The sequence below is a fragment of the Leptothermofonsia sp. ETS-13 genome (genome assembly GCF_049200465.1).
Taxonomy (GTDB): Bacteria; Cyanobacteriota; Cyanobacteriia; order Leptolyngbyales; family Leptolyngbyaceae; genus Leptothermofonsia.
Genome location: NZ_CP120836.1, coordinates 4,032,241 through 4,049,152, shown reverse-complemented (window position 1 = coordinate 4,049,152; position 16,912 = coordinate 4,032,241). Strand labels below are relative to the sequence as shown.

The 16,912-nt window shown below is 51.7% G+C and carries 13 protein-coding genes; 10 read left to right on the top strand and 3 right to left on the bottom strand.

All coding sequences use genetic code 11. From position 1 onward, the window contains the following. Nucleotides 1–179 precede the first annotated feature (179 nt). On the top strand, nt 180–4,934 hold the full coding sequence (locus P4D80_RS18445; protein ID WP_421655469.1) for a translocation/assembly module TamB domain-containing protein: 4,755 nt from the start codon (nt 180–182) through the stop codon (nt 4,932–4,934). Between the two features lie 69 nt (nt 4,935–5,003). On the opposite strand, the gene P4D80_RS18440 is transcribed toward P4D80_RS18445, so the two are convergent. Further along, complete coding sequence (locus P4D80_RS18440) at nt 5,004–6,635, bottom strand: DUF6930 domain-containing protein (protein ID WP_421655468.1); 1,632 nt, start codon at nt 6,633–6,635, stop codon at nt 5,004–5,006. A 378-nt stretch (nt 6,636–7,013) separates the two neighbouring features. Here P4D80_RS18440 and P4D80_RS18435 point away from each other — a divergent pair, with 378 nt between their 5' ends. From P4D80_RS18435 to P4D80_RS18400, 8 genes are all read left to right on the top strand, one after another. Continuing rightward, the gene (locus tag P4D80_RS18435; protein ID WP_421655467.1) at nt 7,014–7,370 is read left to right on the top strand and encodes a HesB/IscA family protein; all 357 of its coding nucleotides are present in this window, start codon (nt 7,014–7,016) and stop codon (nt 7,368–7,370) included. 95 nt (nt 7,371–7,465) lie between these two features. Further along, entirely contained in the window at nt 7,466–7,888 is a 423-nt protein-coding gene (locus P4D80_RS18430) for a tetratricopeptide repeat protein (protein ID WP_421655466.1), read from the top strand. A 39-nt stretch (nt 7,889–7,927) separates the two neighbouring features. After that, nucleotides 7,928–8,455: a Ycf51 family protein gene (locus tag P4D80_RS18425; protein WP_421655465.1), complete on the top strand. Its 528-nt coding sequence runs from the start codon at nt 7,928–7,930 to the stop codon at nt 8,453–8,455. An 18-nt stretch (nt 8,456–8,473) separates the two neighbouring features. Then, the gene (locus tag P4D80_RS18420; protein ID WP_421655464.1) at nt 8,474–9,676 is read left to right on the top strand and encodes an iron-containing alcohol dehydrogenase family protein; all 1,203 of its coding nucleotides are present in this window, start codon (nt 8,474–8,476) and stop codon (nt 9,674–9,676) included. Continuing rightward, nucleotides 9,673–10,884, top strand: a complete 1,212-nt coding sequence (locus P4D80_RS18415) for an aspartate aminotransferase (protein WP_421655463.1) — start codon at nt 9,673–9,675, stop codon at nt 10,882–10,884. The genes P4D80_RS18420 and P4D80_RS18415 overlap by 4 nt, the downstream gene beginning before the upstream one ends. 378 nt (nt 10,885–11,262) lie before the next feature. Continuing rightward, nucleotides 11,263–12,957: an ABC-ATPase domain-containing protein gene (locus P4D80_RS18410; RefSeq protein ID WP_421655462.1), complete on the top strand. Its 1,695-nt coding sequence runs from the start codon at nt 11,263–11,265 to the stop codon at nt 12,955–12,957. Nucleotides 12,958–13,191: 234 nt separating this feature from the next. Further along, complete coding sequence (locus tag P4D80_RS18405) at nt 13,192–13,389, top strand: hypothetical protein (protein WP_421655461.1); 198 nt, start codon at nt 13,192–13,194, stop codon at nt 13,387–13,389. A 60-nt stretch (nt 13,390–13,449) separates the two neighbouring features. Next, nucleotides 13,450–13,758: a hypothetical protein gene (locus P4D80_RS18400; protein WP_421655460.1), complete on the top strand. Its 309-nt coding sequence runs from the start codon at nt 13,450–13,452 to the stop codon at nt 13,756–13,758. A gap of 6 nt (nt 13,759–13,764) precedes the next feature. Here P4D80_RS18400 and aspS read toward each other — a convergent pair whose 3' ends face one another. Then, nucleotides 13,765–15,564 (bottom strand): aspartate--tRNA ligase, encoded by a 1,800-nt coding sequence (aspS, locus tag P4D80_RS18395; RefSeq protein WP_421655459.1) that lies wholly within the window; start codon nt 15,562–15,564, stop codon nt 13,765–13,767. Between the two features lie 400 nt (nt 15,565–15,964). Here aspS and P4D80_RS18390 point away from each other — a divergent pair, with 400 nt between their 5' ends. Next, complete coding sequence (locus P4D80_RS18390) at nt 15,965–16,318, top strand: hypothetical protein (protein WP_421655458.1); 354 nt, start codon at nt 15,965–15,967, stop codon at nt 16,316–16,318. A gap of 147 nt (nt 16,319–16,465) precedes the next feature. On the opposite strand, the gene P4D80_RS18385 is transcribed toward P4D80_RS18390, so the two are convergent. Then, nucleotides 16,466–16,858 (bottom strand): hypothetical protein, encoded by a 393-nt coding sequence (locus tag P4D80_RS18385; RefSeq protein WP_421655457.1) that lies wholly within the window; start codon nt 16,856–16,858, stop codon nt 16,466–16,468. Between the last annotated feature and the right edge of the window lie 54 nt (nt 16,859–16,912).

Genomic DNA, 16,912 nt, shown 5'->3' with positions numbered 1-16,912 from the left:
GGTGATGGGGTGATGGGGTAGTGGAGTTTGTCTTTTCCCCACTTCCACTCCCTATTCCCTAATTCTTCTATGTAATTCCCTAATTCTTCTATGTAACTGTTACCTGAAGCATTGACGTGGTAGCCGAAGGCAGTATATTGACTACAAGCATGCCGTGCAATTAGTCCTGAGTCCTGGAAATGACCAATTTGCCAAACCCAAGAAATGAGCCAAATTTTGGTGCAAGCGATCGCCGTTGGGTGCGGCGATTGAGGCAGATTGGCATTCCATTGGGGGTGGTTACACTGGCAGGAGTGGCGGGCGGTGTCTGGTGGGGGTTGCATTTTGTCAATAACGACCTAGCGCCGCTGGTTGAAAAGAATTTAAGTAAGTCGTTGCAGCGCCCGGTGAAATTGGGTCAGGTAGAGCGGTTTACACCCTTTAGTTTGCGGTTTGGCCCCTCTTCAGTCCCACCCACGCCAACCGATCCAGATACGCTTTCGATTCAAGCCGTAGATGTGAGATTCAACCCGCTACGGCTTCTCTTCAGTCGGGATCTCAATCTGGATATTACGGCTATTCAGCCGAAGATTTATCTGGAGCAAGCAAAGGATGGTACCTGGCTAGAAACCCAACTGGAGCAGGAGGAACAAACGGGGCCGATTAGAACTGAGCTTAGAACGATTCAATTTCAAGATGCCCAGGCTGTTCTGGTGCCCTGGTCTAAGGCGGGAAAGAAGGGCTTGCCCGTTGTTCTGTCTCAGCTAAATGGAAAAGTTGAATTGCTGGATGAAAACCAGCGTTTTATCTACGAAGTGAGTGGGAAATCGGAAACTGGCGGCCAATTGGACTTGAAGGGGGAGACGTTGCGATCGCCCCTCCAGACCAACCTTGAAATCCGGGGACAGAATTTTCTGGTCTCTGAAATTGATCGCCTGGTCAATTTTCCAGGTCTCGCTTTTTCGTCGGGACGGGTGAATGGAAACCTGACCGTTCAGCTTCGCCCTGATGAAGAGTTACCCAATTTGATTGGGACAGCTCGGTTTGAAGGGGTGACACTCAAGGCAGAGGGGGTTCCCCGCCCATTCACCAAATCCAAAGGAGGACTGCAACTTCAAGGACAGCAGATTCGGTTGGATAATACTGCCGCTTTCTATGACAAAGTTTCGGCTCTGGTAAATGGGACAGTTCACCTGGAAAAGGGGTTTAATCTCGCCATTAAGGTGAAACCGTCCACACTTCCAGATGTGATTGATGCGCTGAAATTGTCCCTACCCTTTACGACTGCGGGGGAAGTCGCCGCCGACCTGAAGCTGACGGGACCGTTGCAAACTCCTGTTCTGTCAGGAACGGCCCGCAATACTAAACCGGGGCGGATTGATCGGGTTGAGCTGAGCCAGTACAGTGGTCAGTTTCGGCTGGATGTAGGCAGTGAATTACTGACCATCTCTAATGTGCGAGCAACCCCAGCCGTGGGTGGGCAGATTATCGGGGAAGGCCAGATTAATCTGGAGGAGCCGATCCAGGTGGCCCTCAATCTTCAAGCCATCAATGTACCGGGGGATGCGATCGCCCATTCCTATAACGAAGGCAACCCACTTCCCATCACCGTGGGCCGCATTAATGCCCAAACCCAGATTGTCGGCCCTGCTGATGATTTGCAAATCCTGACCCGCTGGCAGGCTTTAGAAGGCGAATACCCTGGATCTGGAGAGATTGTGATTGCGAGTGGAGTCACCACCCTGCGCAATACGGTGATTCAGGTGGCAGGAGGAACGGCCAACCTCCAGGCGAGGGCCGCAGACGGGCGCTGGCAAGCCTCGATTGTAGGGTCGGGAATTCAGCTCAACCGCTTTTCACCCGATTTGCGAGGGTTGTTCAGTGGCAACCTGGCGCTGTCCGGTAGCCTGTCATCCTTCAGCCCTGCGGACATCCGTGGGCAGGGACAGGTTCGTTTTTCGGAAGGGATTGCGATCGTTGGCAAGCCTCTTACTGCCCAGGTTCAGTGGGATGGACAGAAAGTCGTAGTGCAGGAGGCTACAGCACCTGGACTCAGTGCCAATGGAGCCGTGTTTGCCCGTCTGGAAGGGCCAGGTGCCCCTGAAATTACCGGGTTTGACCTGAATGTGCGCACCCGCGATTACAGCCTGCAAGCCCTGGCACTGCCGCTGCCTGGCAATGTGGATTTCTCTGGACAGGTAGACTTTGTTGGGCGAGTTGGCGGCACACCCACCGACCCCAAAGTTTCTGGCGAGTTAGCCCTGAAGCAGTTTGTGTTGAATGGATATGCCTTTGAGCCATTGATGCAGGGCAATCTGCGGGTTTCCAGAGGAGTGAATTTGAATGTGGCGGGGGAACGCGATCGCATTTCCGTTGCCCTTGGTCCTGATTATCAATTGCTTGCCTTTAACATCAAGCGTGATGAGTCCGTTGCAACAGGCAGGAGCCAAGGGGGGCTGCTACTGGTTGATGCTCAAAATTTTCCGCTCGATATTCTTGTCCCCCCCGGCACCGCAGCCCTGTTCCCCCTATCTGGCAAACTGAGTGGTAACCTGGCACTGGACCTGACCAAACAAAGCGCAGCGGGGCAGGTTGCGATCGCCAATCCCGCTTTTGGCGGTTATCGGGCAGATCAATTTGACGGACGGATCAGCTTTGCCAATGGGGTTGCCAATCTGGCCGACGCAGTATTACGCCGCGGGGATACCGTCTTTCAAATCGATGGTACCGCCACCCTCCAGGGGGCTGACCCCAGTGTCAAAGGGGAAATTAAAATCGCCCAAGGCCAGTTGCAAGACGTATTGGAATTGCTTCAGCTCTTTGATCTGCAAGATTTAACCCGCGGGCTACAGTCCCCCATTTACGGTTCCGCTACCGATGTGGAAACGGTTTCCATCGATCTGGATGATGCTCCCCTTCTGACTCAGTTGCGTCGCCTAGCGGAGGTGGAAACGCTGTTGAAACTGGCCAGAGAGCAACGAGAAGATGCCCCTATCCCGGAACTGCGAGAATTAACTGGAACCTTTGGGGGAGAAATCAGCGTCACGGGCTCTCTCAAAACTGGGTTGAACGCAAACTTTAACTTAAGGGGGCAAAACTGGGTCTGGGGCCCCTACTCTGCTCAACAGGTGGTGGCGATCGGCAGTTTTGAAGATGGCATCCTGACTCTGCTACCACTGCGTTTCCAATCAGATCAATCCTTCATCAGTTTCTCTGGGGAAATTGGCGGTCAAGAACCCTCCGGCCAGTTTCGGATGGAAAATATTCCAGTAGCAGCAATTCAGCCTCTGCTTAACCTGCCCCTGCCCATTGAAGGAAACTTAAATGCTACCGCGACCCTGGCAGGTACCTGGGATAATCCCCAGGCGATCGGTGAAATTAGCCTCACCAATGGCATCTTGAATGGAACCGAGGTTAAAGAAGCCCTTGGCAATTTCCAGTATGCGAATGCTCGGCTTAACTTTGGCAGTCGAGTAGTGATCAGCGAACCTGAACCAATTACCATCGTGGGTAGCCTTCCGATTCAGCTTCCCTACGGGGGTGCTGTGAAGCCAGACAATGACCAGATCAGTCTCGACATCAACGTTAAAGATGAAGGGCTGGCAGTTCTGAACGTGTTCAATAATCAAGTGGCGTGGGTAGATGGCAAGGGCACCATTGCGCTTCGAGTCAGGGGAACACTGCAACAACCCGATGCCCAGGGTATCATCCAGTTAGAAGGAGCCACCTTTCAGGCCCTTGCCTTGCCTGAACCCGTCACCGACGTAAACGGCGTCATTACCTTTAACCGGGGCCGCCTGACTATTACAGAACCCCTTACTGGTCAATTCAGCCAGGGGCAAATATTTGCAACTGGAACCCTGCCTCTAACAACTCCTTTTGCCCTGGAAGACCCTGATGCCGGTAAATTTGTTGCGGTCAAGCTTGAGAACATTCAACTCAACCTGAAAGGACTCTACCGGGGAGATGTCGGTGGCAACATTGACGTGATGGGAACGGCGCTGAACCCAATGCTCGCTGGCGCGATTCAGCTCAAGAATGGGCAGGTCTTACTAGCTGGTCAGGCAGAGGGGGCTAGTGCTCCAGTCAATGGCGGGGCCAATGCAGAGTCCAATGTTGACTTTAATAATCTCAAACTAGAGCTGGGTAGAAACGTTCACATTGTCTATGCGCCCCTTCTCAATTTCGTGGCATCCGGCGAACTGACACTCAACGGCAACTTAAATGACATCCGTCCGAGCGGTACGATTAATCTCAACTCTGGTCAAGTGAACCTGTTTACTACCCAGTTCACCCTGGCAAGAGGCTACCCTCAAAGGGCGGAGTTCGTTCCCAGGCAGGGGCTTGACCCCAACCTCGACATTCGTTTAATCGCCGTAGTGCCAGAGGTCGTTGGTGGCCGCTTACCCAGTACAGCATCCAATGAGATTATTGATGCTCCAACATTTCTTCGCTTCGGTAGTGTACAGAGTATACGAGTTCAGGCACGTATTGAAGGGCCAGCCAGCGAGTTAAATGAAAACCTGGTATTGACCAGCAGCCCTGCTCGCACTGAGTCAGAAATTGTGAGTTTAATTGGCGGTGGTTTCATATCCACTCTGGGTCAAAATAGTGCAGCCATCGGGCTTGCAGACTTTGCAGGTTCCGCCATTCTGACCAATGTTCAGAGTTTCATTGGCAACGCCCTGGGCTTAAGCGATTTTCGTCTGTCTCCAACAATTGCTCCCAGCGATAACAATCGGGACTCTCGGAGCGGTTCTAGCATCGACCTGGTAATGGAAGCCGGGATTGATATTACAGGGTCACTTTCGTTCAGTGTTTTGAAAATTCTGACTTCAGATGTTCCGGCCCAATTTGGCTTGCGCTACCGCCTGAATGATGAAATTTTGATCCGGACTTCAACGGACTTTTCGGGGGACAACCGGGCCGTGATTGAGTATGAAACGCGATTTTAAGCTGAAATCCAAATAGGGGGGAATTGTCCGCCTTCCGTAAGGGGTTTTCAGAGCGGCTTTCAGTGGGTTCTACATCCACTCTACAGCGGCTAGCTGAAGGGTTCCCAACCCCAACTCCTTGGGTGAAAGGGAACGGGTTTCGAATAGCGCCATCATATCTCTAAATTGGGGATTGCCTCGATTGGCACCTGTTAACCCACGGGCAATGATCAAGCCGCAACATCCTTTGGTTTTTTTGCAACGCTGGTCCCACTTTTTGCGAGCTGCAACGTGAACCGGGTCTGCTTCTCCAAATTCGCCAAACAAGTGGAGTTCGCCGTTGCCTGTTTGGAAGAGGCCGAGATCGTAGCGATCACCTCCAAACGGATCCTCTCCTGGATTGAAGCAAATCGCCTGCAACCCTCCGGCGTCCTTTAAGTCCTCGATGAGCGCCTTTGCTTTAGGGCGCGAAGTTTGAATCATGACCACCGGCAGACCATCTCCCGCAGCGGTCACCTCCTGGGATTGGTGATATTCCGCTCCTGCCCGCAGGAAGTCGAGCATTTCCCAGGGCACAACACCCAGGCTCAGGAAAGAGTTCTCAGGCACCAGATCGTCCCGGACCATCGGAAATCCTGGACCACCTTCTTCATCTACTCCTGCCATCTCCAGCAACTCTGCGGCCAGATCGGGGAGGGTAAACACCTTCACAGAAACCTGAGTACTAACTGATTTTGCTTCCTCGGGTGCAGGAATCCGGTAACGACTGTTAATCGCTGGAAACTGATCATTCTCAAACTTCTGGCGATGCTGACGCATAAAGCGTTGTAATGCTTCTAGCGCAATCAAAAGCACCGCTGCCTCTTCCTCGTAGAGGAACGATCGCAACCCCTCCAACGGATGGAGATTCCCAAACACAGGTTCTACTTCGGAGGCAGATAAAGTTGCCAGGTTGCTCCCCTCGGAGCTTTCATCCTCTGCACTTTCAAAGGTGATGAATAGACAGTCCTGCCCCAGAAAGGCTTCTTCCATCTGGTCAAAGGAGTCATTGGCTAAGACTCGTTGACGGAAGCGCCTGAGCGATTCTAGAGAACGATAGAAAAGAATGCCATACTCCATTCCCAGCATCCCCATCACCGAGGCATACAGGGTACCGATGTCCCACTGGTTGATTTCAATTGCTACAATCTGGTGATCGGCCAGAACTTCCCAGGGAGCCAGTTGCCAGATAGCCTGAGCTTTCTCCTCCAACTGTTTCGCAAATTGAGGGGGTAGGTGGGGCGGGCGAGCGCTGATGGCATCTTGCAATCCGCGAAAGATTTCGTCAATCAGTGGCAAATCGGGGACGTAGTCCATGACAATGTCCAGGTCTTGCAAAACCCCCCGCAAGAAAAACAAGATTTCGCGATCGCGCACCACAATTTTTTGAGGACGGGCTGGAGTTCCTGGATTGTGAGGATGTTCCATGGCTCGCAGGAGGGTGCGAACCACTGCTTCCGGTCCGGTCTCTGGCGAAACCACATCCATTGCCCGTACCATCCCCATAGAACCATCCACCCAGAGGATGCAATCTCCATTGGGGGGAACCGTTGCCCCCACATCCACCCAATCTCCCTCGACCTGGGTATCTGCCGTTAAGGGACGGCGATCGCCCTCCCAAACACTTGGAATTTGCGGCAACAGTTGAAGACGGCGGCAGGTGGAACGATTAAGCGGAGTCATAGGTACCTGTTGGACGAGAAAAACCGGACAAAGCCTGGCAGGTTGAAGCAGATCAATTAAGGTTTAGATATTCATCTTAAACACTAATTCTGTCTGTACTCCCTCCAGGCAAATATAGAGTGAAATGAGACTTGAAATTGAGAGAAGAGATGGCAAGGGGAATGGGAGGTTGGAAGAGTGGATGGGTGGAGGGGTGAAAGAGCAATGACCCTATTACCCCATCCCCCTATCACTCCATCACTCCTCCACTCTTCCACCCCCACCCCCTCTCCCTCTTCCCCCTCTCCCCCTTCTCCGATGCGTGACATGTTCTATCCTTGATAGTATGGATAGACTTGCGAAATTAAAATCGGTATCAGCAAGGAGTTGTAACATCCCATGACTCAAGTTGCTCAGTCTTCACAAAGAGGCATTCAGATGACTGATGCCGCCTTAAAGCATGTTCTCATGCTGCGGGAAAAGCAAGGGGCAGACCTATGTCTGCGAGTTGGTGTGAAAGGTGGCGGGTGCTCTGGTATGTCCTACACCATGAACTTTGAGGACCCCAGCAACATTCAAGAAACTGATGAGGTTTACGACTACGAAGGGTTCAAGGTCGTGTGCGATCCGAAGAGCATGCTCTACCTTTATGGGTTGGTACTGGACTACAGCGATGCTCTGATTGGGGGCGGCTTCCAATTTACCAATCCCAATGCTGCCCAAACTTGCGGGTGTGGTAAATCATTTTCTGCGTAGTGGCAATGGGTTATGGCCGAGGATTCTTGCAAGCCCATAATCCGCCATAGCCCGCTAACTATATCCACTGTTTTCAACCTCTCTTTCATTAGCCCATGACTCAGACTGTTGAAGCCCTCTTTGATGAAGGAATTGAGCGTTACAAAGCAGGTGAAGCACCCGAAACGCTGATTCCACTCTTCAAAGAGGTTTGCGATCGCTCCCGTAAAAGTAGTTCTGCATGGACCTGTCTGGCCTGGCTTTACCTGCTGGTTGGGAAGCCAAATCAAGCCTATGAGGCTGCCCATAAAGCAGTGAAGCTCAATCCCCAGGATCCACAAGCACGAGTGAATCTGGTGCTTGCTATGCTGGATACCTCTAAAAAGGGGGTGCGTGAGCATGTTGAAGTTGCTCAACAACTGATGATGGCGATCGCCGACCTGCGCGAAGAAGTGCAGCAGAACATTGAAGAAGGTCTGACCCGCAAACCTGATTGGAAGAATTTGCAACGGGTCAAGGCATGGTTATTTGAATCCTGAATACTCCTTACTGGCTTGAATTCACCTGCTTGAATATCCATGTCTACTGAACAACTATTAACATTTGCTCGCTGGTCAGGCTACTTCACCCTCTTCTGTGCAGCTATCACCATCATCGGATGGCTGCTGAAATGGGGAATTCGCTTTCGCCTGGTGGGAGTAACTGGATTCATGGGAGTTTTGACGGGTGGTCTGTTTGCACTGAGCTTAGGCTTCTATAGCCGCCCGGATGTGCCTGGGGCAGTCCGCTACTCACGCGTGTTTGACACTGGGGCAACCCAGGTGGTGATTACGGTACCTCCCCAAATTACTGAAACCGAACTAGACGCTACTTTACGTCAGGCGGCTTCAAAACTTTTCTCTCCAGGGCGTCTGTCCCAGGGAGACCAGTTCCTCACTATTCGAGCCAGAGCCGTACTCCACCCAAAACCGGGAGTTTCTCAACCACTCTATCTGGGGCAGGTGAAACGTTCTCTCCTGGCCCGTGAAGGGGATGGGATTGTGGTTGAAATCGATCGGGACAGTCTGGCACAGTTACCTAAACCGGAGAGTGACGAAAAATCATAGACGTTCCGTTTCATGCCTATGTCAGCATCCACAACCTTCGTCCCGGTTCTTGCGATCGCGCCTTCTCAGGTGATTCGAGGTCATGGTGTACTGTCTCAAGTAGGAGGTGCGATCGCCCAGCTCGGTAGCCGCCCCCTGGTAATTGCAGGCGATCGCACCCTGATGGTGATCAAACCTCATCTCCAGCCCGTTTTGCAGCAGCAAGACCTGGCAACCCAGTGGGCATCCTACAGCCCCGACTGTAGCGAAACCCGTTTGGCCATTCTGAAGCAGGTGGTTGTTGACCATCAAGCGGATTTGATTATTGGAGTGGGGGGCGGTAAAGCTATGGATATGGCCAAACTGGTTGCGTTTCAGTGCCAGTTACCCGTGGTTACCCTGCCTACCTCTGCCGCAACCTGTGCTGCCTGGACGGCCCTTTCTAACGTTTATACCAACCAGGGCGCATTTTTGTACGATGTAGGACTGGCCCGCTGCCCCGATTTGCTGGTGTTAGATTACGACCTGGTCAAACTGGCTCCCCAGCGCACACTGATAGCGGGCATTGGGGATGCGATCGCCAAATGGTACGAAGCCTCCGTCAGCAGTGGGCATTCTCAGCAAACCCTGACCATTGCCGCCGTTCAGCAAGCGCGAGTCTTGCGCGATATCTTGTTTCAAAAGTCGGCAACAGCGCTCCAGGAAATCGGGGGCCAGGATTGGCAGGAAGTAGTCGATGCCACTGTTCTTATGGCCGGTGTCATTGGCGGATTGGGCGGTGCCCAGTGCCGCACGGTTGCCGCCCATGCTGTTCACAATGGCTTAACCCATCTGCCAGCCTGCCACACCATGCTCCACGGAGAGAAAGTCGCTTTTGGGATTCTGGTCCAATTGCGGCTAGAAGAAATTGTGCAGGGCAATCAGCTTGCCGCCACCGCCCGTCACCAACTCCTGAAATTTTACACCGAGATTGGCTTACCTCAGTCGCTCAACGATTTGGGATTAGGAGAGATTGCGCTCTCTGAGTTGCACCGGGCGGCTGAAATCGCCTGCCATCCCAATTCTGACATTCACCGTCTGCCCTTCAAAGTAGAGTCTTCGCAGTTGATGGCAGCTATGGTGTCCACAACTGCTTCTATGCAGGGAGAGAGAAGAGAGGAAAAGGGGGGAATAAGTCAACCTTATCCCTCTTACTCCCCCACCCTCACTCCCCACCCTACCCATGAAGAGGTAACCGAATGAGTCTGGACTGGATCACACCTGCCGATCGCCTCCGTTTTTTGCCGCCTTACGTGTTTGCCCGGTTAGATGAACTCAAAATGCGTGCCAGAGAACAAGGGCTCGATTTGATCGATCTGGGTATGGGCAACCCTGATGGAGCGACTCCCCAGCCTGTCGTCGAAGCTGCTATGGCAGCCGTTCAAGATCCAGCCAATCACGGGTATCCTCCCTTTGAAGGGACGGCCAGTTTTCGTCGCACTATTACCCAGTGGTATAACCGTCGTTATGGGGTAGAGCTCGATCCTGATGGGGAAGCGCTACCGCTACTGGGCTCGAAGGAGGGATTAACTCACCTGGCACTGGCCTATGTCAATCCAGGTGATGTGGTATTGGTACCCAGTCCCGCCTATCCCGCCCACTTCCGCGGTCCACTCATTGCCGGAGGGCAGATTCACAGCCTGATCTTGAAACCCGAAAATGATTGGCTGATTGACCTTGCCGCAATCCCTGACTCTGTGGCAAAGCAGGCAAAAATTCTCTATTTCAACTACCCCAGCAATCCAACGGCGGCCACTGCGCCCCGTGAATTTTTTGAAGAGGTGGTTGCCTTTGCCCACCGCTATGAGATCTTGCTGGTGCACGACCTGTGTTACGCTGAGCTCGCCTTCGATGGCTATCAACCCACCAGTCTGTTAGAAATTCCAGGCGGTAAGGAAATTGGCGTCGAGTTTCATACGATGTCAAAGACCTACAATATGGCCGGTTGGCGAGTCGGTTTCGTGGTCGGCAATCGTCATGTGATCCAGGGGTTACGCACCCTGAAAACCAATCTGGATTACGGCATTTTTAGAGTCTTGCAGACTGCTGCTGAGACAGCTTTGCAGCTTCCTGACGTGTACCTCCACGAAGTTCAGGCCCGTTACCGTACCCGCCGTGATTTTCTGCTCCAGGGCTTAGCCGAACTGGGTTGGAATGTACCCAAAACGAAAGCCACCATGTACCTCTGGGTTCCCTGCCCGCCGGGGGTTGGTTCTACGGACTTTGCCCTCTCAGTGTTGCAACAGACGGGAGTGGTAGTCACTCCGGGGAATGCGTTTGGTATAGGGGGTGAAGGCTACGTGCGAATCAGCTTGATTGCGGATTGCGATCGCCTGGGAGAAGCGTTAAACCGCTTTAAACAGGCTGGTATCCTTTACCAGTCGAATGTACTGGTGTCCAACCCTGAATAAAACCCTGAATAAATTTATGTCATTTCATTCTTTTGATAGAGTGATTCAACTCCCTGATTGATACATCTTCGAAAGAGTGCTCTGCTCTCATTAGACAGGCAAGATACAGGCAAGATAAGGAAGAACGAGGTCTAGAGAAGGATGTAGAATAACCAGCAAAAGTACCCAAGCGCCTAAAACCTGGTGAAATGAGTCAAGGATTTCGTCCGAAATTGGGGTTATTCTCTAACCCTTGCCCGTTGCTGAAAGACCAGTTGTTGAAAGACCAATTGAATATTGAACGCAGGCTCTGTAGTGTTCATGCCCTTGAAACTGAGTATTGAGGAATAGGGAAATTCAAAACTCAAAACTTCTAACTCTTTCACTTCAGATGATTAGATGACAACTCATACAAACCTGCGTCGGCTTCTACGACAAATCGATCAACAAAGTTACAAAGCATACAAGGATTTGAAGGGGCAATACGAATTCTCTGAATTTGTGCTGTTTATTGATCGGGTGCAGGGAGATCCCTTTGCTTCTCCCAGCCAGTGCCGAGTCAGGATGCCGCAGAGCCGGGCCAATTTCCCTCCAGCACTTTTCAGCAATCCCAGTCGAGCGATCGCTCTGCGCGACTACCTGACTCGCCAGTTTGATCGAGTTGCGCAAACCCTTCGCCAGCGGCGGGGCAGTGGCAGCAGTGGGTTGATTGCTATTACCCAACCCGGACAAACCATTCTTGATCGCACCGCTGCCTTTGTCAGTGAAACCGCAGTTGAAATTCGCTTTGTCGTTGGGTTGCCTGCTTTTGGGCGGCGGGTTGCTGGAATTCAAGCCGCAGAAATGTTATGTGACGATTTACCTGAACTGGTTGATCGCGCCCTGAAGTATTCTGCTCTGGATGCCAGAGCCTTGCAGCGACACGTTGAAACTGCCGAAGATGCCGATTGGATCAGAGACCATCTGGCAGAGCAAAATCTGGTGGCGTTCATTGCCGATGGAGCGATTCTGCCGCGCCAGAGTGGGGTGGATGAACGACCTCTGAAACAGGAGAGCATTCCCTTTCAGGCACCTGAGTCATTGCGAGTTGAGTTCATCTGCCCAAATCGGGGAAAGATAACCGGCATGGGTATTCCCACAGGGGTAACGCTGATTGTGGGTGGTGGTTATCATGGAAAATCAACACTGCTGAGGGCAATTGAGCTGGGAGTTTACAACCATATCCCCGGCGACGGTCGAGAGTATGTGATTACGAACCCCGCTGCGGTCAAAATCCGGGCAGAAGACGGACGCAGTATTGCCAGAGTTGATATTTCACCGTTCATCAATCACCTGCCACAAGGGCGTTCTACCACTCAGTTTTCAACCCAAAACGCCAGTGGCAGCACGTCTCAGGCAGCAAATATTGTGGAAGCTCTGGAAGCTGGAGCCAAAGTGTTGCTGGTGGATGAGGATACGGCTGCAACCAATTTCATGATTCGCGATCGCCGTATGCAGGCCCTGATTGCCAAAGATAAGGAGCCTATTACCCCCTTCATTGACAAAGTGCGCCAGCTTTATACAGATTACGGAGTGTCTACCATTCTGGTGATGGGTGGCAGTGGTGATTACTTTGATGTGGCGGATACCGTAATTGCTATGCAAGATTTTCAACCGCAGGATGTAACCGCGCAGGCAAAGGCAATCGCCCAACAGTACGCCACTGATCGCGCCCCAGAAGGTGGTCAGCAATTTGGCTCACTCACTCCCCGAATTTTGAAATTAGGAGATCCGCCATCGGAGGCCGATCGCCCGCCCAAACGCAAAGTCCGCGATCTGGACACCATCGTTTTGGGGCAGGAGGAAATTGACCTATCTGCCGTGGAGCAAATTGTGGAAACAGCCCAACTGCGAGCGATCGCTGCTACCATGCTCTACCTTCAGCAGCATCATTTAAATGGTCAGCAAACCCTGCCAGATGTTCTGGATCGCGTCATCGCAACTATTCAAACCAAAGGCTTTGATGCCCTCACTTTTCTGCCAGAAGGTGACTTTGCCCTGTTTCGTCGGTTTGAGTTGGCAGCGGCCATCAATCGCTGGCGATCACTGCAATAAAAGGGGTAGGGGTTGTTAAGTTTATATGGCGTTGCTGAAAGCAGTATGAATCGAAATGAAGTTTCGAGCATACAGCACTTAATTTCATACCCAAATTCAGCAACACCAGATTTGACAGTGCTGGTCTATGCTCCAGACAAGAAGCTGATTTTAACCGCTAAATGTGGCAATCCAACTCACCAAATTGAATATAGCTCTGCGCGGGTGCGTTAGGACACTGGAATTAGAGAGGGAGTGGGGGCTGCGCCCCCAGCCAGGGGTGGAACCCCTGCACCCCGTCCTAACCATAATGACTACTGCTATAAACGTCAGATTATGAACCATCTGGCCCAGAGAGATACGGATTCCATTGATTCTGCATCCACTAAATCCGTCAACGAATACAAAAACTTTGATGATTTTGCCCAACGCTCCTCACGAGATGAGTGGTGACAGCTCTTTGGGCGTGCTTTTCATTCAAATCGCATTCCCTCCAATCAGATGGAGCCGGAATTGCAAAAAGCAATCACCCAGATTAAACCGAACGAGCGGGATGACGTGGCACGGGAGTTTTTCAATCACCTGAAAAAGCGGGGCTTGAGCGATCGCGACCTGGAGCGACAGTTGGGCCTTTCGACCCATCACCCCAACCGCATGACTGCTGATGATGCCTCCAAACTGGCGGCCTTTGCTTACCATAACCATACTGATATCTTTCAGGAAGTGCTGGCCGATCAGCCTGCGATGCTGAAATTCCTCAGCAATCCCTTAGTGGGGGCTGCTCTGGGTGCAATCGCAGCCAAATGGTTGAGCCGTCGTTAACAACCTTTACGACTGCTGGGATGACTTTGGCTTATAAGTTGAGGTAACGTGCAGTTCTTTCAACTGCTTGTTATCGACCTTAGAGGGCGCTCCTGTCAGCAAACAGCGGGCTTGCTGCGTTTTCGGAAAACCAATCACATCCCGGATCGATTCTTCTCCTGCCATCAGCATGACGAGGCGATCAATGCCGTAGGCAATCCCTCCATGAGGCGGCGCACCATATTCAAATGCTTCCAGCAAGAACCCAAATTTGGCATAGGCTTCTTCCGTAGAGAGCCCAATGGTTTCAAACACCTGTTGTTGAATATCAGGCTGGTAAATCCGCAGGCTGCCGCCTCCCACTTCAAACCCGTTGTAAACCAGGTCATAAGCCTGAGCATGGGCGGTCTTGAGGTCTTCTAGCTCGTCAGGAAAGGGAGCAGTGAAGGGGTGATGTAACGCTTCTAACCGCTTCTCGTCTGCATTCCACTCAAACATAGGGAAGTGGGTAATCCAGAGCAGGTTAATTTTATCGGGCTCAATCAACCCCTGTTCCTGAGCAATTACCTGACGCAGGCGATCGAGGGTTTTGTTAACGACATCGGAAGCACCGGCACCAAACAGAAGTAGATGTCCTGCCCTGGCTCCAGTGCGACTGAGGATTTCCTGCTTCTGTTCCTCGGTCAGGTTGTCTTTGATGGCACCAATGGTGTCGATCGCCCCATCTGCTCGCACACGAATGTAAGCCAATCCTTTTGCACCACAGGTTTCCGCTTCTTTGAATAAGTCTCCACCGGGTTTGATACGAACATTGGAGATGGCATCATTTCCATTGGGAATCGGCAGGATCTTGACAATCCCACCTCTGGCGACGGAATCGGAAAAGACCTTAAAGCCAGAGTTTTTTACAATATCCGAAACATCGACCAGCTCCAGTCTAAAGCGAGTGTCAGGTTTGTCCGAACCATACCGATCCATTGCTTCGGCATAGGTGAGGCGGGGAAAGGGACGGGGTAATTCAATCCCCTGCACTGTTTTGAACAAGTGACAGATCATGTCTTCGTTTAGCGCCAGAATTTCTTCCTGGGTCATGAAGCTCATTTCCATGTCCAGTTGGGTAAACTCTGGCTGTCGGTCAGCCCGGTTGTCCTCATCCCGAAAACAGCGAGCGATTTGATAGTAGCGATCGCACCCTGCCACCATCAGCAGTTGCTTAAATAGCTGGGGTGACTGAGGTAGAGCAAACCATTCGCCAGGATTGACCCTAGAGGGCACCAGATAATCCCTCGCCCCCTCTGGAGTAGATCGAGTCAACACAGGCGTCTCCACCTCTGTAAAGCCCTGCTGGTCTTCCAGGTAACGACGCAGCGTTTTGATAATTTCGTGGCGCAGTTGCAGGTTGCGGCTCATCCGTTCCCGCCGCAGGTCGAGGTAGCGGTAGCGCAGGCGCAAATCTTCCCGCACTGGCTCAGACTCCGCCGTTGAAACCTGGAATGGTAATTGTTTGCGGACGGCATTCAGCACCTCAATCTGGTCGGCATAGATTTCAACCTCACCCGTCCCCAGTCTGGGATTGAGGGATTCATTGGGCCGCTGGCTGACGCGCCCAGAGATTTTGACCACGTACTCATTCCGTAAGGTATCCGCCCGCTGGTAGGAAGTGGGTGTGCGTTCCGGATCGCTGACAATTTGCACAATGCCAGTGCGATCGCGCAGATCGATAAAGATGACGCCCCCATGATCACGGCGACGATCCACCCATCCGCAAAGAGTGACCGTTTCTCCAATATGCTCCGCCCGGAGCTGACCGCAATAATGGGTTCGCATGGCTTTGATGAATGAAAAAGTATGTGAACAGATACTAAAACCTTTTTATTATCCAGTATTCCAGTGTCGCCAGCATAAGATGGCACGGATAACCTCAAAGGTTCCTTAAAGATATTCTGTCAGAGGATAAACCCGTGCAAATACTGATATTGCATGGAGCAAAATCTACAAATAGAAGTAGGTATCTATTCAAGACAACCTCAGTTGAGAAGCTTGAAAGATAAAGCTCCTGACCTCGGGGAAAGCTCTGCCGCTTTGCCTCAGGTGAGTAAGGCCAGCGAACGTAACTTGCTGACTACCGATACAAAAATAGCTTCCCTCCAAGAACACACTCAAAACCTCCAGGCCAAAGTTAGCAAAAACTACAAAATTTCATTAAAGAAATTAAGGAGTTTCAGGAATGGTTGGAATTGTCTGGATTAATGTTCCGGAACAAAAAACTAGTACTCGTGCCACGGAGTTCATCTACCTTTATCAACCAACCCCTGTTGATGAAGATCAAGCTATGAGTTACCCATCCATCAAGTTTCTGGTGTCCGAACTGGCTCCTTCAAACCTGTCCACTGCTGTGCCACTGCCATACTCCCAGTCCTCCTCTGTGATCGACCTGGAAACAAAATTGAACGAATTTGTTCAGAGCGCACTGCAAAAGAGCTGCTCAGGTCAATACAGCATCGAAACTTCACTGGGAATACTGGACAAAGCCTGGAAAGCCCAGAAGTTTCTCTGGCAACTGCGTCAGAACCTGATTTGAAAATAGGAGTCAGAAGTCAGAGGCCATGAATTAGTTCAGAACTCAAAACTCAGAACTCATCCACCCATCCACCCTCCCACTCCTTTTCCCTTCTGGCTCCTGACTCCCCAATTTCATTGGTTCTGCGATACACTTCCACTTTGGATTTCAGGCTTTTGGCTCAGTCAGCTTTTCCCAGGCAGCCTTCGCAGCATCGGTCAGACGAGTGCCAAACGACTCAATTTCAGCCACAACGGAATGCCAGTTCTTATCGGCTTCCTGTTGAATGTGCTGGATAGATTGTTCAATGCGATCGCGCTCAATCAACTGGTTCTGTTCAATGGCTTCCCGTGCCTGACGCACTGCATTCAGATAGGTTTCACGGGTTAAATCACCCACTGCCTGAATTTCTGCCTGCGCCCGCTTCTTAATTGCATCAATCAGGGCCGCAGTCTCCTGCTTCACCGCTTCATTTTGATTAGCCAGGTCCGTTTCTACCAAAGCATTCTCCTCAGGGCTTACAACAACAACCGTGGATTCAGTATTGGGATCAGAAGCCATAACTACCTCCTGGTCAGGAAATAGGGAGTCGGGTGTGGGGTGCGGAAAGCTCTC

Bases quoted from the DNA above. Each gene is read 5' to 3' on its own strand.
- P4D80_RS18445 (WP_421655469.1), top strand. From the start codon at position 180: ATGACCAATTTGCCAAACCCAAGAAATGAGCCAAATTTTGGTGCAAGC.
- P4D80_RS18440 (WP_421655468.1), bottom strand. From the start codon at position 6,635: ATGACTCCGCTTAATCGTTCCACCTGCCGCCGTCTTCAACTGTTGCCG.
- P4D80_RS18435 (WP_421655467.1), top strand. From the start codon at position 7,014: ATGACTCAAGTTGCTCAGTCTTCACAAAGAGGCATTCAGATGACTGAT.
- P4D80_RS18430 (WP_421655466.1), top strand. From the start codon at position 7,466: ATGACTCAGACTGTTGAAGCCCTCTTTGATGAAGGAATTGAGCGTTAC.
- P4D80_RS18425 (WP_421655465.1), top strand. From the start codon at position 7,928: ATGTCTACTGAACAACTATTAACATTTGCTCGCTGGTCAGGCTACTTC.
- P4D80_RS18420 (WP_421655464.1), top strand. From the start codon at position 8,474: ATGTCAGCATCCACAACCTTCGTCCCGGTTCTTGCGATCGCGCCTTCT.
- P4D80_RS18415 (WP_421655463.1), top strand. From the start codon at position 9,673: ATGAGTCTGGACTGGATCACACCTGCCGATCGCCTCCGTTTTTTGCCG.
- P4D80_RS18410 (WP_421655462.1), top strand. From the start codon at position 11,263: ATGACAACTCATACAAACCTGCGTCGGCTTCTACGACAAATCGATCAA.
- aspS (WP_421655459.1), bottom strand. From the start codon at position 15,564: ATGCGAACCCATTATTGCGGTCAGCTCCGGGCGGAGCATATTGGAGAA.
- P4D80_RS18390 (WP_421655458.1), top strand. From the start codon at position 15,965: ATGGTTGGAATTGTCTGGATTAATGTTCCGGAACAAAAAACTAGTACT.
- P4D80_RS18385 (WP_421655457.1), bottom strand. From the start codon at position 16,858: ATGGCTTCTGATCCCAATACTGAATCCACGGTTGTTGTTGTAAGCCCT.